Origin of the sequence: Loktanella sp. F6476L, assembly GCF_023015725.1 — a bacterium.
Taxonomy (GTDB): domain Bacteria; phylum Pseudomonadota; class Alphaproteobacteria; order Rhodobacterales; family Rhodobacteraceae; genus Yoonia.
In genome coordinates this window covers 196,427-221,462 of the sequence record NZ_JALKAR010000001.1, presented here as the reverse complement: position 1 = coordinate 221,462, position 25,036 = coordinate 196,427, and the positions used below count along the sequence as shown (strand labels likewise).

At 56.2% G+C, this 25,036-nt stretch carries 29 protein-coding genes; 13 read left to right on the top strand and 16 right to left on the bottom strand.

Going from position 1 to position 25,036, the window contains the following annotated elements:
• The first annotated feature begins 686 nt into the window (after positions 1-686).
• A complete protein-coding gene (locus MWU61_RS01030; protein ID WP_247126032.1) occupies positions 687-1,577 on the top strand; it encodes a hypothetical protein in 891 nt (296 codons plus the stop codon).
• A gap of 18 nt (positions 1,578-1,595) precedes the next feature.
• Here the strand turns inward: MWU61_RS01030 and MWU61_RS01025 are convergent, their stop codons facing one another.
• The 3 genes from MWU61_RS01025 to MWU61_RS01015 all read right to left on the bottom strand — a co-directional run bounded on the left by MWU61_RS01025 (position 1,596) and on the right by MWU61_RS01015 (position 3,512).
• Positions 1,596-2,387 (bottom strand): polyhydroxybutyrate depolymerase, encoded by a 792-nt coding sequence (locus MWU61_RS01025; RefSeq protein WP_247126031.1) that lies wholly within the window; start codon positions 2,385-2,387, stop codon positions 1,596-1,598.
• On the bottom strand, positions 2,387-3,028 hold the full coding sequence (locus MWU61_RS01020; protein ID WP_247126030.1) for a DUF3047 domain-containing protein: 642 nt from the start codon (positions 3,026-3,028) through the stop codon (positions 2,387-2,389). The genes MWU61_RS01025 and MWU61_RS01020 overlap by 1 nt, the downstream gene beginning before the upstream one ends.
• An 88-nt stretch (positions 3,029-3,116) precedes the next feature.
• The gene (locus MWU61_RS01015; protein ID WP_247126028.1) at positions 3,117-3,512 is read right to left on the bottom strand and encodes a cytochrome c; all 396 of its coding nucleotides are present in this window, start codon (positions 3,510-3,512) and stop codon (positions 3,117-3,119) included.
• A 107-nt stretch (positions 3,513-3,619) separates the two neighbouring features.
• On the opposite strand from MWU61_RS01015, the gene MWU61_RS01010 reads away from it, so the two are divergent.
• Complete coding sequence (locus tag MWU61_RS01010) at positions 3,620-4,054, top strand: DMT family transporter (RefSeq protein ID WP_247126026.1); 435 nt, start codon at positions 3,620-3,622, stop codon at positions 4,052-4,054.
• Here MWU61_RS01010 and MWU61_RS01005 read toward each other — a convergent pair.
• The 4 genes from MWU61_RS01005 to MWU61_RS00990 are packed head-to-tail and all read right to left on the bottom strand — an operon-like array spanning position 4,051 to position 7,426.
• Positions 4,051-5,025: an Ldh family oxidoreductase gene (locus tag MWU61_RS01005; protein ID WP_247126025.1), complete on the bottom strand. Its 975-nt coding sequence runs from the start codon at positions 5,023-5,025 to the stop codon at positions 4,051-4,053. The two genes, MWU61_RS01010 and MWU61_RS01005, sit on opposite strands and share 4 nt — an antisense overlap.
• Positions 5,026-5,049: 24 nt before the next feature.
• Positions 5,050-5,730, bottom strand: a complete 681-nt coding sequence (locus tag MWU61_RS01000; RefSeq protein WP_247126023.1) for an ABC transporter ATP-binding protein — start codon at positions 5,728-5,730, stop codon at positions 5,050-5,052.
• The gene (locus MWU61_RS00995) at positions 5,723-7,012 is read right to left on the bottom strand and encodes an ABC transporter permease (protein WP_247126021.1); all 1,290 of its coding nucleotides are present in this window, start codon (positions 7,010-7,012) and stop codon (positions 5,723-5,725) included. Before MWU61_RS00995 ends, MWU61_RS01000 begins: the two co-directional genes overlap by 8 nt.
• Positions 7,013-7,063: 51 nt before the next feature.
• On the bottom strand, positions 7,064-7,426 hold the full coding sequence (locus MWU61_RS00990) for a MerR family transcriptional regulator (protein ID WP_247126019.1): 363 nt from the start codon (positions 7,424-7,426) through the stop codon (positions 7,064-7,066).
• 74 nt (positions 7,427-7,500) lie between these two features.
• Between MWU61_RS00990 and MWU61_RS00985 the strand changes: the two genes are divergently transcribed.
• On the top strand, positions 7,501-7,899 hold the full coding sequence (locus tag MWU61_RS00985) for a hypothetical protein (protein WP_247126018.1): 399 nt from the start codon (positions 7,501-7,503) through the stop codon (positions 7,897-7,899).
• 36 nt (positions 7,900-7,935) lie between these two features.
• Here MWU61_RS00985 and MWU61_RS00980 read toward each other — a convergent pair whose 3' ends face one another.
• The gene (locus MWU61_RS00980) at positions 7,936-8,643 is read right to left on the bottom strand and encodes a ThuA domain-containing protein (protein WP_247126016.1); all 708 of its coding nucleotides are present in this window, start codon (positions 8,641-8,643) and stop codon (positions 7,936-7,938) included.
• On the bottom strand, positions 8,640-9,233 hold the full coding sequence (locus MWU61_RS00975; protein ID WP_247126014.1) for a DUF2937 family protein: 594 nt from the start codon (positions 9,231-9,233) through the stop codon (positions 8,640-8,642). Before MWU61_RS00975 ends, MWU61_RS00980 begins: the two co-directional genes overlap by 4 nt.
• Before the next feature lie 173 nt (positions 9,234-9,406).
• Between MWU61_RS00975 and MWU61_RS00970 the strand changes: the two genes are divergently transcribed.
• From MWU61_RS00970 to MWU61_RS00955, 4 genes are read left to right on the top strand one after another with little or no spacing between them, the layout of a single operon-like run.
• A complete protein-coding gene (locus MWU61_RS00970) occupies positions 9,407-9,856 on the top strand; it encodes a hypothetical protein (protein ID WP_247126012.1) in 450 nt (149 codons plus the stop codon).
• 60 nt (positions 9,857-9,916) lie between these two features.
• Complete coding sequence (locus tag MWU61_RS00965; protein WP_281501951.1) at positions 9,917-10,072, top strand: helix-turn-helix transcriptional regulator; 156 nt, start codon at positions 9,917-9,919, stop codon at positions 10,070-10,072.
• Positions 10,073-10,094: 22 nt separating this feature from the next.
• Positions 10,095-10,739 carry a DUF2306 domain-containing protein gene (locus tag MWU61_RS00960; protein ID WP_247126010.1) on the top strand — a complete coding sequence of 215 codons (645 nt, stop codon included), beginning with the start codon at positions 10,095-10,097 and terminating at the stop codon, positions 10,737-10,739.
• Positions 10,736-11,350, top strand: coding sequence for a class I SAM-dependent methyltransferase (locus MWU61_RS00955; RefSeq protein WP_247126009.1), 615 nt, complete (start codon positions 10,736-10,738; stop codon positions 11,348-11,350). Before MWU61_RS00960 ends, MWU61_RS00955 begins: the two co-directional genes overlap by 4 nt.
• Here MWU61_RS00955 and proS read toward each other — a convergent pair.
• Positions 11,347-12,684, bottom strand: a complete 1,338-nt coding sequence (gene proS, locus MWU61_RS00950; RefSeq protein WP_247126007.1) for a proline--tRNA ligase — start codon at positions 12,682-12,684, stop codon at positions 11,347-11,349. The genes MWU61_RS00955 and proS overlap by 4 nt on opposite strands.
• A gap of 214 nt (positions 12,685-12,898) precedes the next feature.
• On the opposite strand from proS, the gene MWU61_RS00945 reads away from it, so the two are divergent.
• The 5 genes from MWU61_RS00945 (at position 12,899) to MWU61_RS00925 (ending at position 19,124) form a co-directional block, all read left to right on the top strand.
• Complete coding sequence (locus MWU61_RS00945) at positions 12,899-13,414, top strand: fasciclin domain-containing protein (RefSeq protein ID WP_247126005.1); 516 nt, start codon at positions 12,899-12,901, stop codon at positions 13,412-13,414.
• 121 nt (positions 13,415-13,535) lie between these two features.
• Positions 13,536-14,594 carry an AI-2E family transporter gene (locus MWU61_RS00940; protein ID WP_247126003.1) on the top strand — a complete coding sequence of 353 codons (1,059 nt, stop codon included), beginning with the start codon at positions 13,536-13,538 and terminating at the stop codon, positions 14,592-14,594.
• Positions 14,595-14,597: 3 nt separating this feature from the next.
• Complete coding sequence (locus tag MWU61_RS00935; protein ID WP_247126001.1) at positions 14,598-15,266, top strand: chromosomal replication initiator DnaA; 669 nt, start codon at positions 14,598-14,600, stop codon at positions 15,264-15,266.
• 61 nt (positions 15,267-15,327) lie between these two features.
• Complete coding sequence (locus MWU61_RS00930) at positions 15,328-17,505, top strand: RNA degradosome polyphosphate kinase (RefSeq protein ID WP_247125999.1); 2,178 nt, start codon at positions 15,328-15,330, stop codon at positions 17,503-17,505.
• 68 nt (positions 17,506-17,573) lie between these two features.
• On the top strand, positions 17,574-19,124 hold the full coding sequence (locus MWU61_RS00925) for a Ppx/GppA family phosphatase (protein ID WP_247125997.1): 1,551 nt from the start codon (positions 17,574-17,576) through the stop codon (positions 19,122-19,124).
• Positions 19,125-19,128: 4 nt separating this feature from the next.
• On the opposite strand, the gene MWU61_RS00920 is transcribed toward MWU61_RS00925, so the two are convergent.
• From MWU61_RS00920 to scpA, 6 genes are read right to left on the bottom strand one after another with little or no spacing between them, the layout of a single operon-like run.
• Positions 19,129-19,503: a hypothetical protein gene (locus MWU61_RS00920; RefSeq protein WP_247125995.1), complete on the bottom strand. Its 375-nt coding sequence runs from the start codon at positions 19,501-19,503 to the stop codon at positions 19,129-19,131.
• 36 nt (positions 19,504-19,539) lie between these two features.
• Positions 19,540-20,550, bottom strand: coding sequence for an endonuclease/exonuclease/phosphatase family protein (locus tag MWU61_RS00915; RefSeq protein WP_247127188.1), 1,011 nt, complete (start codon positions 20,548-20,550; stop codon positions 19,540-19,542).
• Positions 20,551-20,558: 8 nt separating this feature from the next.
• Positions 20,559-21,263: a molecular chaperone DjiA gene (locus MWU61_RS00910; RefSeq protein WP_247125993.1), complete on the bottom strand. Its 705-nt coding sequence runs from the start codon at positions 21,261-21,263 to the stop codon at positions 20,559-20,561.
• 31 nt (positions 21,264-21,294) lie between these two features.
• Positions 21,295-21,771 carry an N-acetyltransferase family protein gene (locus MWU61_RS00905; protein WP_348645568.1) on the bottom strand — a complete coding sequence of 159 codons (477 nt, stop codon included), beginning with the start codon at positions 21,769-21,771 and terminating at the stop codon, positions 21,295-21,297.
• On the bottom strand, positions 21,768-22,364 hold the full coding sequence (locus MWU61_RS00900; RefSeq protein WP_247125989.1) for a VOC family protein: 597 nt from the start codon (positions 22,362-22,364) through the stop codon (positions 21,768-21,770). Before MWU61_RS00900 ends, MWU61_RS00905 begins: the two co-directional genes overlap by 4 nt.
• A complete protein-coding gene (gene scpA, locus MWU61_RS00895) occupies positions 22,365-24,491 on the bottom strand; it encodes a methylmalonyl-CoA mutase (protein ID WP_247125987.1) in 2,127 nt (708 codons plus the stop codon).
• A gap of 89 nt (positions 24,492-24,580) precedes the next feature.
• Between scpA and MWU61_RS00890 the strand changes: the two genes are divergently transcribed.
• Positions 24,581-25,027 carry a DUF4174 domain-containing protein gene (locus tag MWU61_RS00890; protein WP_247125985.1) on the top strand — a complete coding sequence of 149 codons (447 nt, stop codon included), beginning with the start codon at positions 24,581-24,583 and terminating at the stop codon, positions 25,025-25,027.
• Positions 25,028-25,036: the final 9 nt, after the last annotated feature.

Below are 25,036 nucleotides of genomic sequence, written 5' to 3'. Positions count from 1 at the left end.
AATTGGTACTTTTACGGATTCGAAAGTTTTGCGCCGCAACTTTATTTGACTACAACCAAGTTATAACCTGACGGTGAAATAGGGGACGGATTAATAAATGAGAGTAATCCTAAGAGCCGTGTTTGTGTCTACGTTTCTATTCTTTTCTAGCCCCCCGGTGGCATCAATGACCTTAGAAACTTTAGGAGAATACTGTAAGGGATCGGCTCCCCAGTCAGAAACCGCTTTGGATGGAAGCTCCCAAATTGGCTATTGTTTGGGTTTGCTTCAAGGCACGGCCTATACAATGCATAACAACTGTATTTTTGGCCGGAATGCGCAAGCCATCGGAAAAATTGGACACATGCCAGAGAATGCAACCTCAGTCTCAGATTTTTTAGGATGGGTAGACGACAACAGCGAGCTCGGACCGATGGACGCCCCACTTGGGCTTATGATTGGCTTGCAAGCAATTTATCCATGTAACTGAGTGCTCCAATTGATCGCGTAGGGATTACTTGTAAACAAGCCCTATGCATGGCCCGCTTGACAGCAATCGCCTCCAAAGAACGAGATTCGAGAGTTACCGAGTGTTTAACTAATTTCAATTAAGGCTACGGTCGCCCCCCCTGTGACGCCCGTCACATCCCTCCCCCGTTAGAATCGTTAACACTTTCCGTATCAACTTATTACGGAAGGCTTTGATCATGACATTTTCTCGCAACTTCGCGCTATTACTCGTCCCCTTTACCCTCGCCGCTTGTGGCGGAACGACGACGCCGCCCGAATTCGAAAATCCTGATCCCCCTGCCCCGACAACCCAGGCGGTGGCCCGCGCCGATGTTGCCTCTGCGTCGGTCTTTTCCGATTGGGTCGAGGCAGGTGATACCCGTACGGTTCTGCGCACCCGTCCATCGGATGGGGACACGACCACCTATGCGTTGACCCTTGAGGATGTGGATGCGTTGAACGGTTCCACGTTTTCATCATTTTCCAACACCGATAGCGGCCCCCGCTGGCGGATGTTCGAAGCAAAGGGTCCAGGAGGCGCTGTGGCCCGTTTGACCGGATTTATGGATGATCGGGGCAACCTGTCTTACGCCCCCCAATCCGAATTTATCACGACAGGCGGATCCATTCCCTTGACCGGCAACGCCAATTATAGCGGCGATTATGTGGGCACGTTGACCTTGGGATCGGGCACGCTAAACCCGAATTATACTTCGAACTATGTGACCGGTGACGTCTCAATCACCGCCGATTTCGGAAACGAAGTGTTGGATGGGCGCATTTCGAACCGTACCGCGTACAGAACGGCAAGCAACAATGAGATTTTCGATCTTGCGGATGTGACGCTTGGTCGATTGGAGCTAACGGGCGGACGCAGCAACGCCCCTTATGGTGGTGGCACGTTAGGTGGTACAATTCAGGCGTCCGGATATACGCCGCAGAATTCCACGATCAACGGGTCATGGAATGCGGCAGCGTCCGGCGATGCGGCTGAAGCAATCACGGGTTCAGTTTCGATCAACCACGCGTACACTGGCACAACGCGCGACCAGACCGAAACCGGCGTTTTCGTCACAACGCAAGATTAATCCAGATCGGGGCGCGCGTTAAGGGCGCCCCTTATTCACCATCTCGATCGCTGCACGCAGATGTTCAAGCCGGAACGAATGTCCCCCTTCAAACATGCAGAACCCCAAAGTTAGATCTTCGGCATTATCGCGCACAGCACAGTCAAGTCCGCCCACTTGCTGTGAAACCGCGTTCCCAAAGCCTCCGTGGCGTGCGTACATGCCAAGGGCCGTCGGGACGTCGCCTTGATGCGACGTCCTGATCGCGCGTCCTGATAGTGGCACGGTAGGGTCGTTATCGCCGTGAATGTGGATAACGCTAATGGGTGGCGTATCGCAGGTGGTTGGGATGTCTTCCCAGAACGTGCCGGACATCGGCACAGCCGCACGCAACAAATTGGATCGGTCGCAGATTAAGTTCCACGTCATCATCCCGCCCGCCGAAAAACCGGTTGCGATGATGTTGTCTTGATTGATGCCAAACTGCGTTGCTGCATCGTCTAAGACAGCTTCGAAATAGGCCAGTTCTCCTGCCCCGTCCGATGACGGATTTGACGGGCTACCCGGCAGGTCCCACGTCCCATCCACGCCATTTGCCGCGATCAACGCGTACCCCATGTCGGCCGCAAGCCTGCGCAACCCGCCGTTGTTCATGACCCCGCGCGCTGATCCGCGATGCCCATGTGAAAACACGATAGCACCGGGGTTTTCCACGGTGTCCGGCATTGCGATCCGGTAGCTACGGTCGCCCACCACACAATCCGTGTCAGCGCCGCATGCCATCCCTCCGGTCGGAAGGATCGCAAGCGCCAATGCAGCAAACCACCGCATCAGTTAAGCGTCAGGTTGCCGATGGCGGCCCGGATCGTGCTGTCCGTGTCATCGCTATCGCCGGATACAGCAATGCCCACAAGCGATCCCGGCTGGCCACCAAACGCCTGCGCATAGTCCGCAGCCAGATTGACGTTTTCGCTATACGACCCTGTGCCCGCCTGCCGCAGCATCACATTCACGCCTTGGCCCCGCAGATACGGTGACTGGAACTGTGATCCACGTGCATGGTTTCCGCCCCATACGTACAGCAGAACGCGGACGTCATCATTGCCGAGCAGTTGCCGGATGCTCGCGTTTTGCAGACCTGCCGCCTGATCATCGGGCACAAAAACAAAGTAGAGCGACATATTCCGATCATCGCCGCCTTTTTGGCGCAGGTCAGTCGCCGGCACGGACTGTTCAACCGTCCAGTTCCACCGCCCGTTTGTCGACTGCCAGTCGCTTTGTGGAATGCGTTTCCACGCAATTGATACGCCACCGTCCGACGTCATGCTCAACGTGTTTCCAAAGCTGTAGCGATTGTTGGAAAACAGCGACAACTTTTGCTCGGACCAGCCGCTGGAAAAGCTGACCGGGCCGGCGGCCGCGGTGTTTGCGACCAAAGTCGCTGCAATCGCTAAAGTACGGAAAAACGTCATGGGGTGCTCCTTTAGGTGACCTGTTGACCAAGTCACGTAGCAGGATCACCCAAAGTTTCACCACACGTTTGCGTGGGTCACGGGAATGTCAAAGCTCTTGGATGCTTTCAAGGTAATCGGCGAGCGCGATCAACCCGACTGGCGTCGGTGTGCCAAGACCATCTTCACCTTCGACAATCACAGCTTCGCCGAGATCACCTGCGCCAAATTCCGGCATCGCATTGGAAAAGTGCGGATCGCGGTCCAAACCGTCGATGATGGCCATAATGTCCTGACGTGGGAACGTTCCCCCATTGCGCGCGGAAATCATTGTCAGATCGGCCGCAATAAGCCCAACGCCCGTGACAAGCGGTCCGGACCCTTTGCCGTCAACACCGTGACAACCTGCGCAATTTTCCATGAACGATGCACGTCCATCTGGAATTTCGAGTTCTTCTACACATGCCGCCAGCATGAGTGGAATGAAAAGTGCCGATAGTCGCATCTTGGCCTCCCTGTTTTGTTCGTTTTTCCGAGCGTCGCCGAAATTGGCGGTTGTTACTTTGATATGGATCAGACTGCTTCTAAGCTAGTCATATATGAGGAGCCCAGATGCACAATTCCTATCTTATCATGCTCGCCGCTGGTATCGGCGTGCCCATGCTGGCCGCTTTGAACGCCGCGCTTGGCCGGACCATTGGGTCACCTGCTGTTGCAGCAGCCACGTTGTTCTTGGTCGCCTTTGCATCGGCGGCCATAGTGGCGCTTTTGACCGCCCCGCAGGCCGCTGCAAAAATCGCGACAGCCCCGAAACATCTGCTGCTTGGCGGCGTGCTAATCGCGTTTTACGTCCTGTCTATCACTTGGATCGCACCGGTTATCGGTGTTGGTAACGCGGTGTTCCTCGTCCTGATCGGGCAAATGATTGCAGCAGCAACGATTGATCACTTTGGTTTGTTTGGTGCTAACGTCGCACCGCTAAACGCAACACGTGCGGCGGGCATATGCGTCATGGCAGCAGGCGTTTTCATCACTCAAAAAGCCTAAGCAGACAGGCCCTTCACAGACGCCCAAAGCGCGTCAGGTACGTCAACATCGACCAGAACCTTGCGGTTCGCGCCGGGAATGCGTCCGCCGTCTTGTTCTGCAATCGCGTCCGCCACACGGGCAAACCGATCCGCGAAATGGTCCCCGTGGGTTGCCGGATCAATCAGAATGTAAAACTGACCGAGCCCGTGGGGGGCGCCGTCCGGCAGTTTTAGCCCACTTACGTCAAGCGAATTGACGCTGCCCGTCAGACCAGCGGCCAACAGTTCCACCATCAGGCCGAAACCCCAGCCTTTATAACCCCCGGCAGAAACCAATGCGCCTTTCAACGCCGCCTCTGGGTCGGTGGTCGGTTGCCCGTCTTGATCAACGGCCCAGCCAAGCGGGATAGTCTCGCCTGCGGCTTTCGCCATCGTGATCTTGCCCAATGCCACGGCAGAGGTTGAAAAGTCGAAATGCATTGCAGGCGCGGGATCACCCGGCACCGTCATCGCAATCGGGTTTGTGCCGATCACGGCCTTGTTCCCACCCGGTGGCGCGACCACGGGTGACGCGTTGGTCATCCCGATCCCGATCAAACCCGCCGCCGCGATTTGTTCGGTAAAGAAGCCTAGCGATGTACACGTATGCGCATGCGCGACCGACAACGTCGCGACACCCATTTCGCGCGCGGCCTCTATCGCGCGGGGCAGCCCTGCGGCAAAGGCGGGTTGTGCAAAACCGAATTTCGCGTCCGCCATGATGGACGCAGGGCGCGGCGCTGACACGACTGGCGTGACTTGGCCATCGACCCGTCCAGACTTCAGCTGCGTGCAGTAGCTTTCAAGATAATACAGACCGCAGATGACATTGCCTGTTTCTTCGGCCCGCGCGACGGCCTTGGCAACATGGGCCGCTTGTTCTGTGCCTGCACCGTGATGAATCAACGCGGCGTAGGTGGCATCATAGATTTCAGACACAGTCACTTGCATGTCGTCTCTTCCTTTGCGGTTTCGTCAGACAGGTGCCAACGTGCCTGCGGTCATCCGTACCGTCCGGTCCATCCGTGCGGCCAATTCGAGGTTATGTGTCGCGATCACAGCGGACAGACCAGTCCCACGCACCAATTCCATCAGCGCGTCAAACACCCTATCCGATGTGTCAGGGTCAAGGTTGCCTGTCGGTTCATCCGCCAACAAAAGCGACGGATTATTCGCCAATGCGCGGCAAAAGGCGACCCGTTGCTGTTCCCCGCCTGACAAGGCAGCGGGACGGTGTTTGGCCCGCGTATCAACACCAACTCTGCCAAGCAGATCCATCGCGTGTTCTGTCGCAGCACCTTCTGCGACACCATTTGCCAATTGCGGTAGCACGATGTTTTCCAGCGCTGTGAACTCGGGCAGCAAGTGGTGGAATTGGTAAATAAAACCGACCTCAGACCGTCGCACCGCCGTCCGTTTGCGATCCGACAGTTTCGTCATATCGGTGCCATTGATCGTCACCGTGCCGTCGTCGGGACTGTCTAGCAGGCCAGCGATGTGCAAAAGCGTCGATTTACCGGCACCCGACGGGGCCACCAGCGCCACAACTTCGCCCGGTGCAACAGCCAAATCAGCGCCTTGAAGCACGGTCACCGCGTTGGGTTTGCCTTTGTTATAGGTCTTTGTGATCCCAGCCACATTCAAAACGTTATTCATAGCGCAGCGCCTCAACGGGGTTCATCCGTGCCGCACGACGCGCAGGGAAAATGGTGATGATCCACGACAGCGACAGTGACAACGTCACAGCAGAGATCACGTCTTTCAACTGCAGTTCCGCAGGCAACCGGTAGATACCCCGAATGGACGGGTCCCAAACGCCGCCGTTGCCGATGGAATTCACGAAGCCAAAGATTTGGTCGATATAAAGCGCAAACAAGCAGCCCAAGATCACACCAAACAACGTGCCTGCCGTTCCGATCCCTGCCCCGCAAATGAAGAAAATCCGCAGGATCGACCCTTCGGTCAGGCCCATTGTGCGCAGAATACCGACGTCGCGGCCCTTGTTTTTAACGAGCATGATCAAGCCGGAAATGATGTTCATCGACGCGATCAGGACGAGGATCGACAGAATGACGAACATCACGTTGTCCTCGACTTCAAGCGCGCGCAAAAATGCGCCAGCGCTGTCGCGCCATGTCCAGACGTAGCCGCCTTCACCGATGGTCGCCATGACCTGCGGCAGGTACTTTTCAATCTCGTCAGGGTCTTCGACCATGACTTCGATCTCTGTTGCGACGCCATCGCGGTTAAAGAACAACTGCGCCTCTGCGATCGGCAGATAAGCACGGATTTTGTCGATGTCGTAGCGGCCAGCCGTGAAGATATAGACGACGTCATAAACGTTCACCCGTGGCGTGGTGCCAAGCGCGGTACGTGCCCCGTTGGGCGAAATAATCTTGATCCGGTCGCCGACCCCAACGCCAAGATCTTTGGCCAAGGCCGATCCAATCGCGATACCGTCTTCGAAGTTGTTGATATCGCCCGACGAATCCTCAGGGTTCGCGATACGTGGGATCGTTAGAAGATTGTCAAAAGAAATGCCGTAAACGTCCACAGCCGCGTTGTTATCACCGTAGTTGCCCATGACCTGACCGCGAACCAACGGTGCTGTCCGCGTGACGCCCGGGATAGCGGCAAGGTCAGTGGCCAATTCGTCGTAGCCCTTAATCAGCTGCGTATAGCGGCCTGAATCCGGTACCACCTCGGACTGGCGGTAAACGGCGACATGGGCGTTCGAGCCAAGGATCGTGTCGACAAATTCCGCCCGAAACCCGGACCGCACGGCCAAAGTCGCGATCAACGCAAACACTGCAAGCGTCACGCCGATCAGGCTGATCCACGTCATGACGCTGACACCACCTTCGGCCCGTTTCGCCCGAATGTAACGCCACGCGATCATCCACTCAAATTTCGCAAATGGGGCTGTTTTGCCTGCCATTTTCGGCCTCCTACTGCTCGGATTGCAAACTGGGGCTTGCGGGGTGCAAGGTCAAGCGCTGGGATGCAGCCCAAGCGGACAAACGTCATTCAGCCGAGTTTGCAGAATATCACGCAAAGACAGGATGTTCGCAGCTTTCGCTTCAAGTTCTGTGATCTTGGCTTGCAGCAAACTGCCGACATCATCCGCCGACATCTGCGCATCTTGCAGTGCTGACGTCAGATCCGCGATTTCGCGCAGAGTAAAGCCAAGCTGCTGTGCGAGCCGGATCATCTTAAGCAATTGTACCGTCGCGGGGCTGAAATCGCGGTACCCATTGGCCCGCCTGTCTGCCGCGATCAATCCGCGTTTTTCGTAGAACCGAATGGTGTCCGTGGTGACCCCCAGTGAATCTGCAAGTTCCCCGATACGCATGATAAACCTCTTGACCTTGGATCATACTCCAAGGTGTAGGGCTATCCGGTCAATTGCAAGAAAGGAAATTGCAGATGCTATCGGAAACAACATTCCGGCGGATTTACCGGATAGGATCGTGGTACGATTTGATCGTCACATGGCCGCTCGCTACGCCGATCACGTTGGCCATGCTTTGGGCAACCATGGGCGGCATTCACACCCAATTCGGGCTCCCACCCTTGCCCACACTGGACACCTACGCGGTCCTTTTCGCCAATATGGCTGGCACGGTCGTCCTGATCTGGACCGTGCTGCGGATCGGGTGGGACGACTTGCGACTAGCGCGTTACGACGCCGTCGGGCGCTTCGCGTTTTCAACGTGGATGATCGTGGCACTTAGCAACGGGGGCAGCCCAATTCTGTACGGGTTTCTGGCATTCGAAGTGACGTTCGGCGTTCTACAGGCATTGCCGTATCGCCGCGACACTTAAAAAACGGCGCCCCGACCACAAAGTCGGGGCGCTACATTACCAGTGATTGCCAGCCGTTTGCAGCGGGCTAAGATCACGCCCCTTCGCGGCCTCTTTACTATCAGCCGCCCAAAGCACACCGCGTTTGATCATTTCAAACGCGGGTCCAGTGGCCACAACATTCGCCTGATGGCCCAGCGCGTTGTAGTAAACGCGGCCAAGCCCCCACGTCCGCGTCCAAGCCACCGGCATATCCACTGCGCCGTTCGGCGTGTGATACCAATCGACGACATCGGTGCGGGTGGTCGCAAGCACTTTGTTCGCCGGATCGACGTGCAGGTAATATTGCTCTGTCTCGACGTCAAAATCGCCGATACCCGCAACAAGCGGATCGTCAGATGTGATTTGCACCCGATGTTTCACCCCGTCACCGCCCGGATGTGCGACCCAATTGGCCCCCGTCATGAACTGCCACAACGGCACCCCACGAAAAGCGTCACACATCCCGCCATGACAGCCTGCCAGACCTGTGCCATGTGCAACGGCTTCGGACACGTTGGTGGCGGCATCACGACTAATATCGCTCATGGTCCAGACCGGAATGATCAGGTCGTAAGTCTTCAACTTGTCCGCATCGTCGAAGCAATCGAGGCTGTCAGTAACGTCCGGCGTGCCGCCAGCATCCGCAATGATGGACCGGAAAATCTCGGCAACTTTGTCGGGCTCATGGCCATCCCAGCCGCCCCATGTGATCAGTGCTTTCATGGTCTTGTCTCCCCCATCAGGCGCGGTGCCTGACTTACGTTTTGATGTGGTCGCCGGATCGGCGGATCGCGGCGAATTGAAACTTGATCGGGTTTTGCGGGTTTCGTCCGGCGACGGCGGAACGGCAGCGCAAGCAGTGACAGAATGGCCCCCAAGCCAGCCCAACCACCCAGAAACCCAGCCGCGGCAGACGTCAGCCCCGCTGTCGTCATGGGCACTGCAGGCGCGAAATCAGCCCACGTATTACGCAGAATTTCGGCATCGTTCATCCGATGAAACAGGGCCAAACGCTCCATCTCTGTCGCACTGCGCAGCTGGCTCAGCGCCGTCGTCAACGCTGTATGCCGCGCAAATGTCGTTTGCATATCCGCTTGGCGGGCATCCAGAAATGCGGTTCCGGACAATTGCGCCAAAGCCTGCGACCGCGTCAGCCCAGCGTCCAACGCAGACTGGTCAAAATCCGCGACGATCACATCCAACGCATCAACTTGTCCGGCCAAACGCTGGACATATTGCTGTGCAAATTCAGGATACTGGGACAAAACACCTGCCCCGCAAAGCCCGGCACATAATGAAAAGACGCGGATCATCGATCCGCCCAACGGGTATGGGAAAGTGTCATGTCTGCCTGCCTGTATTTTTGAAAACTTTACCATGGAATTCAGATTCGGGGAGATCGATTTTGGGGTATCGTGTTTGATATTATTGACTCAGTGTAAAATATTTTATACCTTGAGTACAGAATCATTAACCTGAGGTACCCATGTCCCACGAAGAACGCAATACCTTTGCAGGCATTATCACCAGCCTGATTGTCATCCTTTATTTCGGTAGCAAAATCCGCAGTAACTGGGGTGCCGGTCTTTACGACGGGCCGAATGGCGCAAGCGTTTGGGCCCAAGATGTTTTGTGGATGATTCCTGTCTGCATCGTTTTGATGATTGCCCTGACAATCGCGTTCAATATCCTGCACGCGATCATCACGAATACGCCGAACCCCAGCTCTCTCACTGACGAACGCGACACCATGATCGGACGACGGGGGTCCATTGCAACGATGATTGTCGCCAGCATGGGATTTATCGCGGCCCTGATCGGTATGGCGATGGGCTGGACGGCGCTGGGTGGTCTCAACATGATCTTGGTCAGCTTCGCGGTGGCTGATCTGGTCGGGAACGTGACCAAGGTCGCAGCCTACCGGTTTGGCATCTAAAACATGGCCAAGTCGCATATCACCAACACGATCCGCAAATGCCGCTTTGACGCGGATGAAATGACCCAGAAAGCCTTGGCCGAAAAGGTCGGCGTCACTCGCCAAACCATCATGGCTATCGAGAACGCAAAATATTCACCGACGTTAGAGCTCGCGTTCCAGATCGCGGCTGTCTTTGGCAAAAACCTAGACGAAATTTTTAAGTACGACCCTTAGTCAACCAACAAAGGTTATTTCTATGAAACGCATTTTTGTGCGCCCTATTGTGGTGCCGTTGGTACTGTTTCTGATCAGCGGCATGACAATTCTTTTCGCGTCAGTCCAAGCCGTTCAAATCCCAACAGGCACCCTTCCCGCGGAAAGCGCACGGATCGCCACTGCCCCAATCGGTCACTTCGCCCACGTAATCGGCGGGATCGTCTTCGGTGTGTTAGGCCCAATTCAATTTGGCCGCGTTTTGGCCCGCAAATTCGGCAGGCTTCACCGCATCATGGGCCGCGTTTTCGTCTTGGCAGGCGCATGTCTGGCACTCAGTTCGCTGAGCCTGTTATGGGCGTTTCCCACCGCCGCTGGCAACCTCGTGAACATAGGTCGTTTGGTATTCGGGATCGCGCTGGCAATTGCATTATGCATCGCCATGCAGGCCATCCGTGCCCGCAATATCCCGCGTCACCGCGACTGGATGATCCGCGCCTATGCCATTGGTATGGGCGCCACATTGGTGTCTGTCGCCTTCCTACCGATCTTCCTGATTACGGGAACGCCTCCGTCAGGTTTGATGTCTGACGTTATCTTTATCGGATCTTGGGCCGCGTGCATTGTGTTCGCAGAATGGATCATTCGCAGGGCGCAGCCCCGCACAACAGCAGGAGCAATCGCATGAGCCGCGACGTTACATTTTGGAACCTGATGGCCAAACGTTATGCAAAGTCCGACATCGCGGATGTAGCCGCCTACGAACGAAAACTGGCAATGACCCAAGCGGTCATGCACCCTGACATGGACGCGCTAGAATTCGGCTGCGGCACGGGATCAACCGCCGTGATCCATGCGCCATTTGTGAAACAGATGACGGGAATCGACTATTCCCGGAACATGATCGAAATCGCGCGGGCCAAGGCGGAAACGGTGCAAAACCTGCAGTTTGAAGTGTCCGAATTGGGCAATTGGCCGGCAAGTAATGCCAGCTACGACATCATTCTAGGCATGAACATTCTGCACTTACTGCCTGACCATCGCGCAGCTTTGGCCGATGTCCGACGCCTGATCAAAACGGGAGGTTATTTCGTCAGCACCACAGTTTGTCTGGGTGATATGTCCGGTATCTTGCCACGGCTGTTGCCGCTACTTTCAGCCACAAGGCTCATCCCAAAGGTGGTGCCGATCGCGTCGGACACGTTGGCTCAGGATATCCGCGACGCCGGTTTCGAAATCGTAGAGAACTGGCGGCCCGAACCGGGCCGCTCAGCTTTTATCATCGCAAAGGCGGTTTAAAGCGTCGCGTAAATCGCTTTGATCTTCGCGATTGCATCGGCGGCAGGCATTTCCTCGCTCTCGCCGGTGCGGCGCGATGTGACTTCGACAACACCGTTTTTGATGCCGCGCGGGCCAACAGTGATCCGCCATGGCAGGCCGATCATATCCATGGTGCCAAACTTGGCCCCTGCACGTTCGTCACGGTCATCGTAAAGCGGGTCGAGACCTGCGGCGATGAACTGCTTGTACAGGTCTTCACACGCCGCATCGCAAGCATCGTCGCCCGCACGCATGTTCAGAATACCAACGTCGAACGGTGTCACGCCTTCTGGCCAGATGATACCCTTGTCGTCGTGTGACGCTTCGATGATCGCGCCAAGCAGACGGGACACGCCGATACCGTGCGACCCCATGTGAACGTTCACTTTACCGCCCTGACCATCATCGACAGCGGCGTTCAGTGCGTCAGAATACTTAGTCCCGAAGTAGAAGATTTGACCAACTTCGATGCCGCGGGCCGTCTTGCGACGTTCTTCCGGCACCTCGTTGAACAACGCCTCGTCATGCGTTTCGTCGGTACGGGCATACTTCGTGGTGAATTCTTCCATCACTGCCGCGCAGGCCGCTTTGTCATCAAAATCGATCTCGCGGTCGCCGAAGGTCAGGTCAGTGACGGCGCTATCGTAAAACACTTCGGATTCACCGGTTTCGGCGAGCACGAGGAATTCATGCGTATCTTCACCACCAATCGGACCGGAATCAGCCCGCATCGGGATCGCCTTCAGGCCCATGCGTTCGTATGTCCGCAGGTACGACACAAGATGGCGGTTATATGCGTGCAGCGCATCTTCTTTTGTCAGATCAAAGTTGTATCCGTCTTTCATGTAAAATTCACGACCACGCATCACGCCAAAACGCGGGCGCACTTCGTCGCGGAATTTCCACTGGATCTGGTACATCGTCAGCGGCAGGTCTTTGTAAGACGTGACGTTGGCGCGGAAGATATCGGTGATCAGTTCCTCAGCCGTTGGCGTAAACAACATATCGCGGTCGTGACGATCTTTGATCCGCAGCATTTCGTCGCCGTAGGCATCATAGCGCCCGCTTTCGCGCCACAGATCAGCCGACTGGATCGTTGGCATCAGCATCGCGTGATGACCGGCCTTGGCCTGTTCTTCGTGCACGATGTTTTCGATCTTTTTCAGGACTTTGTAGCCCAATGGCAGCCAAGAATAGATACCAGCGCTGGCCTGTTTGATCATGCCTGCTTGCAGCATGTAGCGGTGCGACACGACCTGCGCCTCGCGCGGGGTTTCTTTGAGGACGGGCAGGAAGTAGCGGCTCATGCGCATGGGAGGCGACCTTTATCACGAGGGATGTTTCAGCGAACGGGTTTAAGGGCCGCACGCCAGCGTGGCAAGGTCGCGCGACGTATCTAGCGCGGTTTTGGATCAAAGATTTCACAGGCCTGACATTGTTGTCAGCCAAGTGAACCAGCCCCACAGAACCCGCGTAAACCTTATCACATGCACCAACGCATGACGGGAAATTTTTAGGGGAAGACAAATGACCGTGACCAAAACCTTCGCAATCGCCGCAGCAGCCGCGCTGACCATGTTCGCAGGATCAGCCAAAGCCAACACAATCGTCGACATCGCTGCCGCGGACGACCGGTTCTCAACACTCGTCGCAGCCGTCGGTGCCGCAGGCCTTGCCGAAACGCTGTCCGGTCCGGGTCCATTCACAGTTTACGCGCCATTGAACGATGCGTTTGACGCACTGCCAGCGGGGACCGTCACCACATTGCTTCAGTCTGAAAACAAAGACCAATTGATCAACGTTCTGCTGTACCACGTAGATGACCGCGAACTGCAGGCGTCCGATTTCGCAGCCGGTGCGAACTACTACAAACCCGTTTTGGCATCCGAACGTCTTTGCATCACCAGCCACGGTGGCGTTTCAATCACTGACGGGACAGGCGACACAGCCAACGTCGTTGTCGCAAATATCCAAGCGAGCAACGGCGTGATCCACGTCATCGACAAAGTACTGCTGCCAGGCACGCGCCCTGCTTGCCACTAAACCGAACGATCGGGCTGGCCGTATTTCGGGATGGTCAGTCCGAGACTTGAATACACGTCCAGACTTGCGCCTCCGGCCCCTTTGTCCCATTTATTAGGGAATTGGCAGGGGATGAAGACACATGGCGCTGAGCGTGCAACAACAAACGGTCTATTGGGGCGTCGCGACAGCGGTGTTCTGCGGTGTGTTGTGGGTCTTGGGCGACGTAATCATGCCGTTCATCCTTGGCGGGGCGATTGCATATTGCCTTGATCCGGTAGCGGACCGGCTCGAAAAAATGGGTCTTAGTCGTGTATTATCCGTCACGCTGATCACCCTCGCCGCATTCCTGATCTTCATTCTGTTGGTGCTCTTGGTCATCCCGACGCTTGTCACCCAAGCAACCGCGTTGATCGAAGCGGCTCCAGACGCGCCCGCACGTCTACGCGAATTCCTGACGACGAACTTCCCCGCCTTGCTGGACGAAGAAAGCACCATCTACAAACAGTTGCTCGCGATTGGTGAAACGATCCAAGCCAAGGGCGGCGAACTGATCAGCGGCTTGCTAAGCTCAGCCGCGGGATTGCTGAACGTCCTTGTTTTGCTGGTCGTTGTCCCTGTTGTTGCATTCTACCTTCTGCTTGACTGGGACAACATGGTTGCCCGTATTGATGACCTGATCCCGCTGGATCACGCTGATACACTACGCCATTTGGCAAGCGAAATTGACGGCACATTGGCGTCGTTCATTCGGGGTCAAGGCACGGTATGCCTCGTGATGGGGACGTTTTACGCGGTCGGTCTGATGTCTGTCGGACTGAACTTTGGGCTGGTCGTTGGGGCATTCGCGGGTTTGATTACATTCATCCCATACGTCGGCGCGCTTGTTGGCGGCGTCTTGGCAATTGGTCTGGCCATCTTCCAGTTCTGGGGCGAATGGGGCTGGATGGCCGCTGTCGCCGCGGTCTTTGCGTTGGGCCAATTCCTAGAAGGCAACATCATCACGCCGCGCCTTGTTGGTAATTCTGTGGGCCTTCATCCTGTCTGGCTGATCTTCGCATTGTCGGTTTTTGGCGCATTGTTCGGATTCGTTGGGATGCTGGTTGCGGTTCCTGTCGCGGCGATGATCGGCGTACTGATCCGCTTCGGGATCACAAAATACAAAGAAAGCCTGCTATATCGCGGCAAGTCAGGCACCTAATAGATGGCAGAGCAACTTACATTCGACCTTCCGGCTGGGGTCGCGTTGACGGCTGGGGACTTTTTCGTGTCCGAAGCCAACGCTGCGGCCTACGTGCTGGTCACCCATGTTGACAGCTGGCCTGAACGTAAACTGGTTCTGACAGGTCCTGAAGGGTCCGGCAAAAGCCATCTGGCCCGTGTTTTTGCGACCAACGAAGACGCCATCATCATTCCTGCGGCGACCCTGACCGGCGAAATGACACGCCCGAAGAAACCCGTCGTGATCGAAGATATCGAAACCCTGACCGCATCGGGCGAAACGGCCCTGTTCCATCTGCATAACCATATGCGCGACGTTGGTTTGCCGCTGCTGATCACCGCCCGCAGCGCACCAACGCGTTGGAACATCGCGCTGCCCGATCTGGCAAGCCGCATGCAGGCTGCGACCCCGACTGTAATCGGTGATCCTGACGACGATCTGCTGACTGCGATCATCATGAAGTTGTTCGCCGACCGTCAAATCATGCCGTCGCCGAAACTGCCGTCTTATCTGACACTGCGGATTGAACGATCTTTCCGCGCTGCTGCTGAAATCGTCGAAGCGATGGATGCTGCGGCACTGACCCACAAACGGGACGTGAACGAAAAGCTGGCGGGTCAGGTCCTTGCGCAAGTAGAGGCCGAAGTCTAACCTGCAAAGATCACCGCTAAACCGTCATAAAACCATCGCTTTTCAGCTTTAAGCAGGGCCCATGATTAACGCAGACTTCCTAGAAAGCGATACGGCCACGCCGCAATCGCTTGAACTCGATATGACCTCTGACGCGCGGTTCGTGAACCGCGAATTAAGCTGGCTTAGCTTCAACAACCGCGTGCTTGAAGAAGCCGAAAACCCGCGCGTACCATTGTTAGAACGCCTACGTTTCCTATCGATTTCGGCGACCAACCTTGATGAATTCTATACGGTGCGCGTGGCAGGCCTGCGTGAACTGGCCCTTGCTGGCAACGTGACCCCGGGTTTGGACGGTCGCACGCCAGCCGAACAGTTGAAACTAATCGACGTCGATGCGCGCGCGCTGTTGCATCGTCAGCAGGACGTGTTCCGGACCCTGATTGCCGAGATGGCCGAGCAAGACATGCATCTGCTCAGCCGCGCCACGATCACCGAAGACGACAAACCCTTCCTAAGCGAAATGTTCTTGGATCAGGTGTTTCCGGTCCTATCGCCCTTGGCAATTGATCCGGCGCACCCGTTCCCGTTCTTGCCGAATGAAGGGTACGCACTGGCGCTCGATCTGGAACGCGCGAGCGACAAACGCCCGTTGCGCGCCCTGCTACCTGTGCCCGCGCAAATCGACCGCTTCATTTCGTTGCCAACCGAAAAAGGCCACCGGTTCCTGCCGCTCGAAGAACTGCTGTTGATGCATGTGGGACAGCTTTTCCCAGGCTACAAACTGAAAGGCCACGGCGCGTTCCGTGTGCTGCGCGACAGTGACCTTGAAGTCGAAGATGAAGCCGAAGATCTGGTCCGCGAATTTGAAACCGCCCTGAAACGCAGGCGTCGTGGTGAAGTCGTGCGGCTGAAAATGGCGGCGCGTGCGCCCGATACGCTCAAGGCGTTTATCATGGCCGAAATGCACCTGACGGCAGATGAAATGATCGAGGTAAACGGGCTCATCGGCATCGCTGACCTCAAGGAACTGGTCATCGATGACCGCGCAGACCTGCTTTGGCCCGCGTTCACGCCACGCGTGCCTGAACGAGTGCAAGACCACGACGGCGACATGTTCGCGGCCATCCGCAAAAAGGACATGCTGCTGCACCACCCCTACGAAACCTTCGACATGGTCGTGCGGTTTCTGCGCCAAGCCGCCCGCGACCCAAATGTCGTCGCGATCAAGCAGACGCTATACCGGACGTCGCGCAAATCCCCGATTGTCGAGGCACTATGCGAAGCCGCCGAAGACGGCAAATCGGTCACAGCACTCGTCGAACTCAAGGCCCGCTTTGACGAAGCCGCCAACATCCGCCAGTCGCGGCGTCTGGAACGGGCCGGCGCACATGTCGTGTACGGCTTCCTAAACTACAAAACCCACGCCAAGATCAGCACCGTTGTGCGCCGCGAAGGCAGCAAATTGGTCACTTACACGCATTTTGGCACCGGCAATTACCACCCGATCACCGCGCGGATTTACACCGACCTTAGTCTTTTCACCTGTGACGCCAAACTTGGGCGCGACGCCACAAAAGTGTTCAACTACCTGTCTGGTTACGCCCAACCCGAAGGTCTGGAAAATCTCGCCATTTCACCGATTGATCTGAAAAAGACATTGCTTGAACGGATCAAAGGCGAAATTGAGAACGTCAAAAATGGCAAACCCGGCGTGATCTGGGCCAAGATGAATTCACTCATCGAACGCGACGTGATTGACGCCCTCTACGAAGCATCACAGGCGGGCGTGAAGATTGATCTGGTGATCCGCGGTATCTGTGGCCTGCGGCCCGGCGTGATTGGATTGTCCGAAAATATCCGTGTGAAATCAATTGTCGGGCGTTTTCTGGAACATTCCCGGATTGTGTGTTTCGGGAACGGTCACAAGCTACCGTCGAAAAAGGCCGCCGTGTTCATTTCCTCTGCGGACTGGATGAGCCGGAACCTGAACCGCCGTGTCGAAACGCTGGTCGAAATCAAGAACAACACCGTTAAAGCCCAGATCGTCAGTCAGATTATGGCTGCAAACCTTCATGATGTGGCGCAAAGCTGGGTCATGGGGCCGGAAGGCGATTTCACTCGTCCTATCATCCCCGATGGCGAATTTGCGTTTAACTGCCACCGCTTCTTCATGGAAAATCCGTCGCTGTCAGGGCGCGGATCAGCGGGTGCATCCGACGTGCCACAGTTGACGCATACCGAAGAAGACCCAGCTTAACCTTCGCTGTGAATTGACATGCGGGGCATGCCTGTCACAAGGTCGTTCTACGAATAAGGGGAGACACCATGCTGGGACCTGACAGCTCTGACGACGCCATCGACTGGGGCGGATTTGGCAGACCTTTGTTCGAAGATGCAGCCGCCATGGGACTTGGCCGCGTTGGCGTGATCGACGTTGGGTCCAACTCTGTCCGGATGGTTGTGTTTGATGGCGCTGCGCGGTCGCCTGCCTATTTTTACAACGAAAAAATCATGTGCGGCTTGGGCGCAGGCCTGTCGGAATCGGGACGTCTGAACCCCGAAGGCCGCGTTCGCGCCCTATCCGCCATCCGCCGCTTCGCCGCATTGGCCGAAGGCATGGGCATCACGCCGCTGACAGCCGTCGCGACAGCCGCGGTGCGCGAAGCATCCGATGGCCGCGATTTCCGCGATGAAGTTGAACGCAAAACAGGCATCAAAATCTGGATCATTGATGGGCGTGAAGAAGCGCGCTTGTCAGCCCAAGGTGTCTTGCTTGGATGGCCCGGGTCCTACGGTCTGGTGTGTGACATTGGCGGGTCGTCCTTGGAGTTGGCTGATCTCGCAGAAGGACGCGTTGGCAGACGCGTGACATCGCCGCTTGGCCCCCTGAAACTGCGAGATATCAAAGGCGGCAAGAAAGCAAAAAAGGCCCACATCAACGAAGTCATGACCCAATTGCACACCGAAATGGGCACGCCCAGCGCGATGCGCCTGTTTCTGGTTGGTGGATCATGGCGGGCCATTGCGCGGATTGATATGGAACGGCGCGGTCATCCGCTGACCGTTCTGCATGAATACCGGATGACGGCCCGTCAGGTGTCGAAGACAGCGGATTACATCGCCAAATCCGACCTGCAGGAATTGCGGGCGAAATGCCATATCTCTGACAGCCGAATGTCGCTGGTGCCGTTGGCCATTCTCGTTTTGAAATCACTGGTCCGCAAATTCAAACCCAAAGACATCGCCATTTCATCCTACGGTATCCGCGAAGGGATGTTGTACGAACAAATGCCGCGCGAACTGCGCGAACGTGATCCACTGATCGAGGCATGCCGTTTTGCCGAAAGCAAAGATGCGCGCCTGCCCGGCTTTGGCCGCATCCTGTACGATTTCGTCAAGCCGTTGTTTCCACGCGCAAATTGGCAACGCAAACGGATCATTAAGGCCGCCTGCCTGCTGCATGATGTCAGTTGGCGCGCCCACCCGGATTACCGCGCAGAGGTGACATTCGACAACGCCACCCGCGCCAATCTTGGTGGGTTGAAGCACTACGAACGGGTCTTCATGGGCTTGGCGTTGATGTATCGCTACACGTCGAAACCCGGTGGTGGCCGCTTTAGCGATCTGATCGACATGCTGGATGATCGGCAAATCAAAGACGCCGAAATCCTCGGGCGGGCCATGCGGTTGGGGGCCATGTTGTGGGTCGATGGAAAACAGGACCCCGGCACGCTGAAATGGAAACCGAAGTCCGGCGAACTGCATCTACGGTTGACCAAAAACGCCGAACCTTTGTTCGGTGAAGTCGCCGAGGCACGTTTTAATGCGCTCGCAACGGCGCTGAACGGCACGGGCAAGGTCAAATTCGCGAAATAGCCCGCTAAAGTTCGATGTCCTCAGGCAGTTCAGGCGTAAATTCCGGCGCGTCGTCACGTCTGCGAATGATAATGTCCCCGTTCGGCAGAAACTCTGGTGCCTGATACTGGGTGATATCGTCGATCTGATCCAACAGGTCGGCAAAGGCAGGTCCCATCTGATCCGTTAGCATTTGCATTCGCGGCCCCATGTCTTCGGCAAAGTCCTGTAGATCATCCAACGCGGGTTCCATTTCCGTCAAAAGCCCGCGCAGCAACAGCTTGGCCCCCTCTTCCATCAGGCTCACGCCATCATCTTCGGGTGTGGGAGCATCGGTTTGCGCAGCAAGCGGGCTTACGGCAAGGGACAGGGCGAAAACGGGGATCAATATCTGTTTCATGCCCATAATATAGGGACACGATGCCGGTTTTCCAAATCAGAGCGTCAGGTCGAGCGTGACAGGAAAATGATCAGACGCGGCAAGCAGCGCTTCGCGCAACGGTAAATTGTCATAACAGGCGGGATGATCAAAAGGGTGCCAAATCTGCCAGTTTGGGTCCATTTTGCGCAGGTTTGGTGACACCATCACGTAATCCAAAAGCGCGTTCAAATAGGTCCCGTTGCGCTGCTTGAACCGCGACGTCGCAGGGGCCACGCCGATCCGACGCCCAAGCACAAGCGCCGCGTGCGGATCATATAGTGGGGCTGCGTTTTCTTCGCCCAGCACAATTTCGATACTTGAATGGCCAAACAGCTTTTCGAATTCATCCAGCCCCGGACCATCGTTAAAGTCGCCCATCACGATTAGGTCGTCGCCCGCATCAAGATGTTGGTTCACCCGCTGCCGCAGCCAGATACATTGCGCGAGCTGTTTGCGGCGGTTCTGAATAGAAATCCGCGCAGCTTCCGCATCATTACGCGCGCCATGCGGGGCCTTTGACTTCGCATGCACACCTATGAACCGAAACGCTTTTTCGCCGACCTTCGCTGCAATTTCCAACGGCGGTTTTGACCACCTGACCACATCAAGCGCCGCGTCAGAATCAAGATCGACACGTAATTCGGCATCAAAACGCGGCGCAGGGCTTTCAACGTCCAGATCGCCTATTGGATTATGCACCGCCGTGATCACATCGGGATCGTAGAGAAACGCAATTTCCTGTTGCGTATCATTCGTAAAACCGATGACGGCTTTGCGTGCCCGCAACCCAAAATGCGCAGCAAATGTTTCCAACGCAGTGACACCGTCGCGGTTACGGCTACTGTCAGGCGCTTCGATGATCATGATGCCATCGGCATCCATCGCCTGAAACACCAGCCCCAGCGCCGCTGTTTGTTGGGCGCGCGTAACATTCCAGCGCCCTGACCATTCGTCTGAATTATGCAAAGCACCCGCGTCGTCAAACAACGTATTAAACCATTCCACGTTATAAGTGGCGATGCGCAGTTGTTTGGTCATGCGGGTGTGAAATCATCGTGATTGGATCGCGCCGCGTTGATCTGTTCCCACGCCTTATTCACGGCAATCAAACGTGCCTCAGCTAGTTTCACGGCTTCTTCCGGCACCCCGCGTGCGCGGAGCTGGTCTGGGTGGCTTTCGCGTACCAATTGGCGCCATGCCTTACGCACGGCTGCCATGTCTGTGCCTGTAGGCACGCCCAAGACGTCATAGGGATCGCGATCAGCATCGGGCACGAATTGCGACCGAATGCGTGTAAATCTTTGGTGGCTGAACCCGAAAATCCCCGCAACTTCTTCAAGGAAGACATTTTCGTTCGGGTGGTATTCGCCGTCCGCCAAGGCAATGTGGAACAACCCCTCCATAAGGTCGCAAAGCGGCGCGTCGTCCTGCGCGTACATCGCTTTGATTCGCCGTGCGTAGTCATCGAAACCGGTCACATCCTGCCGCGCGAGGTTGAAAACGCGGGCTGCTTTTGGTTCATCTTCGGGCGCGATGTGGAACACTTCGCGAAAGGCTGTGACCTCATCACGGGTCACGTGGCCGTCCGCTTTGGCCATTTTTGCGCCTAAAGCGATGACTGCGATGGTAAACGCCACCGATTTGTCCGGTGACGTCCGCAATCGATCAAACACAGCAGACAGCCCTTCACCAGAGGTAAGGGCGGACAGCGCGTCAGCAATGCGGGACCAAATCGACATGACCCAAGTTTAGCGGTTTGTGCCCCGGATGTCAGAGCCGTTTTTGCATAAAAATGAGATCAAGCGATTTGCCCCACTTTTGCCCCGCATCAAGCAGTCGCCCGACCTGCGTAAACCCGTTGGAAAGATGAAACTTGATCGCGGCATCGTTGTCGCTGCTTACAGCACCGATGATCTGCTTTATCGTGTTAGAACGGGCCAGATCACATAAGTCATTCAACAAAGCCCGCCCCGTGCCGTGCCCTTGCGCCGCTTCTGACAAGGCAATCGAATATTCAGCGACATGCGCATAGCCGGGGCCTGTGCGGAAACTGAAATAACGTGCGTAGCCGGCAACCTCGCCGTCAAAATCAACAACAAGACAGGGTTGCGGTGGCGAAATTTCTGCCGCGACCTGATCAACCGTTTTTGTCACGGTCGTAAAGGTCGCCGTCGTATCGGTAATGATTTGATTCATGATCTCCGCCACCGCTCGCGCGTCCGCACGGGTAGCGGGGCGAATAATCACAACACAACGGTCCCGTTTGGCGTCTCGAAGGTGGCTTTGAAACCGATCGGACCAGACTGAAAACAAACAACGTCGCTATCAAGGGTGATCGCCTCGCGCAGCCAATCGGCTTGCGGATGCCACACTTCCCATTTGGTCAGGCGTACACCGCTAGCGGGCAATGATCCGGACGGCGGCGTAATCCCTGCACCCCATTTCAATAGAGACGGATACCCGCCTTGCATCGGCAGCGATCCATCATCAGGAACCGTCAGTTGCCAGTGCAAATCATCCCGCGTCAGCGACACAGGCGGTCCTGTGATCGCTTGTGCATTTTCAACGTCATCACTGCGACAAATCCAATTGGCAAGGCGCGGCGGTCCGGTGAAATTGTCCAAATCGAACCAAGTCGGGCGATCAATGGGCGCGTCTGGGTTCTTCGCAATCACCTCTAGGTACAGCCCGTCATCCAAGCCCAGCAGGCGGTTGTGCGTCCCGAAATGCGCGTGCTGTCCGCCCGCTTGCATCTTAACGCCCAGCCGTTCTTCGGCCCACGCGACGCCCTGTGCGAGGTCAGTGCAGCCAATCGCGATATGATCAAGCTGGTAGGTCATCTAGCCCCGTGTTTCGCGGATAATGCCAAGAATATCTTCGGCGGCTTTCGGGATGTTCGTGCCCGGCCCAAAGATTGCTTTAACGCCGCTGTCGTACAAGAATTGATAGTCTTGCTGCGGAATCACGCCACCGCAAATCACGATGATATCCTCGGCACCGGCTTCTTTCAGCGCCTCAACCAATTTCGGGGCCAGCGTTTTATGTCCGGCGGCCTGCGAACTGATGCCGATCACATGCACGTCGTTGTCGATGGCGTCTTGGGCGGCTTCCGCAGGCGTCTGGAACAATGGGCCGACGTCCACGTCAAATCCAATGTCGGCAAAGGCGGTCGCGATGACCTTGGCACCACGATCATGCCCGTCTTGGCCCATTTTCACGACCAGCATGCGCGGGCGACGGCCTTCTTCTTCCGCGAAATCATCGACTGACTTCTGGATCGCGGCGAAACCTGCGTCACCTTCGTAGGCCGCACCATAAACGCCTGCCAATGTCTTCACCTCGGCGCGGTGACGCCCGAATACTTTTTCCATCGCCATTGAGATTTCTCCAACAGTTGCGCGTGCGCGAGATGCCGCGACCGCTGCCTCCAACAGATTGCCGCCTTCTTCCGCACGACGGCTCAGTTCGGCCAATGCAGCATCACATGCCGCCTGATCACGCCCTGCCTTCGTCCGTTCGATCCGCGCGATTTGCGCATCGCGCACAGCGGCATTGTCGATATCGCGGATATCAATCGGGTCTTCGTTGTCTTTGCGGTATTTGTTCACCCCGACGATCACTTCGGTGCCGCGGTCGATCATCGCTTGGCGTTTGGCGGCGGTTTCTTCGATCCGCAGTTTCGGCATCCCCGATGCGACGGCCTTGGTCATGCCGCCCATTTCTTCGACTTCTTCGATGATCGCCCATGCCTGTTCGGCCAATTCATGCGTGAGATTCTCGACGTAGTAGGACCCCGCCAAAGGATCGACGACATTGGTCACGCCGGTTTCTTCCTGCAAAATCAACTGTGTATTCCGCGCGATCCGGCTAGAGAAGTCGGTCGGCAAAGCAATGGCTTCGTCCAAGGCATTTGTGTGCAACGATTGCGTGCCGCCCAACACCGCCGACATCGCTTCGTACGCCGTACGGATTACGTTGTTGTAGGGGTCCTGTTCTTGCAACGACACGCCAGACGTCTGACAATGGGTCCGCAGCATAGACGATTTTTCGTTCTTCGGCTCAAATTCCGCCATGACGCGCGACCAAAGCAGACGCGCTGCCCGCAGTTTCGCGGCCTCCATGAAAAAGTTCATACCGATAGCAAAGAAGAACGACAGACGCGGCGCAAATTTATCCACATCCATGCCTGCCGCAATCGCGGTGCGCACGTATTCGCGTCCATCCGCGATGGTGAAGGCAAGTTCTTGGACAAGGTTCGCACCCGCCTCTTGCATGTGGTAGCCCGAGATCGAGATCGAGTTGAACTTCGGCATCTCGTTGGCTGTATACTCAATAATATCCGCGATGATCCGCATCGATGCTTCTGGCGGATAGACGTAGGTATTGCGGACCATGAATTCCTTCAGAATGTCGTTCTGGATCGTACCTGCGAGCAGTGATTTATCGTGGCCTTGTTCTTCGCCAGTCACGATGAAATTCGCGAGAATTGGAATAACAGCGCCGTTCATCGTCATGGAAACGCTGACTTTATCCAGCGGGATACCATCAAACAGGATCTTCATATCCTCGACGCTATCAATCGCCACGCCGGCCTTACCAACGTCACCTTCAACCCGTTCGTGGTCACTGTCATAACCACGGTGCGTCGCCAGATCGAACGCCACCGACACGCCTTGCTGACCAGCCTCCAACGCCTTGCGGTAGAATGCATTGGATTCCTCAGCCGTCGAAAAACCCGCGTATTGCCGGATCGTCCAAGGACGGCCCGCATACATCGTGGCCTTTACGCCGCGGGTGTAAGGCGCCTGCCCCGGAATCCCGCCCATATGTGGCAGATCAGCGGTATCATCAGCCGTATAAAGCGGCTGCACAGGAATGCCTTCCAGCGTGTTCCACGTCAGGTCGTCCAGTGGTTTGCCGCGCAGTTCTTTCGCGGCGATTTCGGACCATTTGGCTTTATCTGTCATGTCAGGCTCCGGTGTTGGGCGATAAGTTGGATGCAGGGTTAGCAATCCGCACAAATGCACCTATATCTTTTGGTATGAAGAGAATTTTGATGATTGCAGCGCTGATCGCAGCCCCATTTGCCGCCAGCGCTGATACGTTTGAAGCGTGGCTGGCAGACCCCGCAAAAGTGTTCGCGCCAGAAGAGGTCGATCTCGACGATCTGCAGTGGCAATTGCGCGCGCTAGTCGTGTTTGGCCAAGGCGAAAACGATCCGTTGTTCCGCGAACAAATGGAATTGATCACCGCACGGATGGACGAACTGATCGAACGTGACGTGATCGTCATTGCCGACACGGATACCAGCACACTAAGCGATTTGCGCCGCAAACTGCGCCCGCGTGCGTTCATGATGGTATTGATGGACAAAGCGGGCCAAGTCGAATTGCGCAAACCGGCCCCTTGGGACGTGCGTGAATTATCACGCTCCATCGACAAGATGCCGTTACGCCAGCAGGAAATCAGCGACCGACGCACGGGGGCATTGCCCCCGCTATAGGTGGTGACG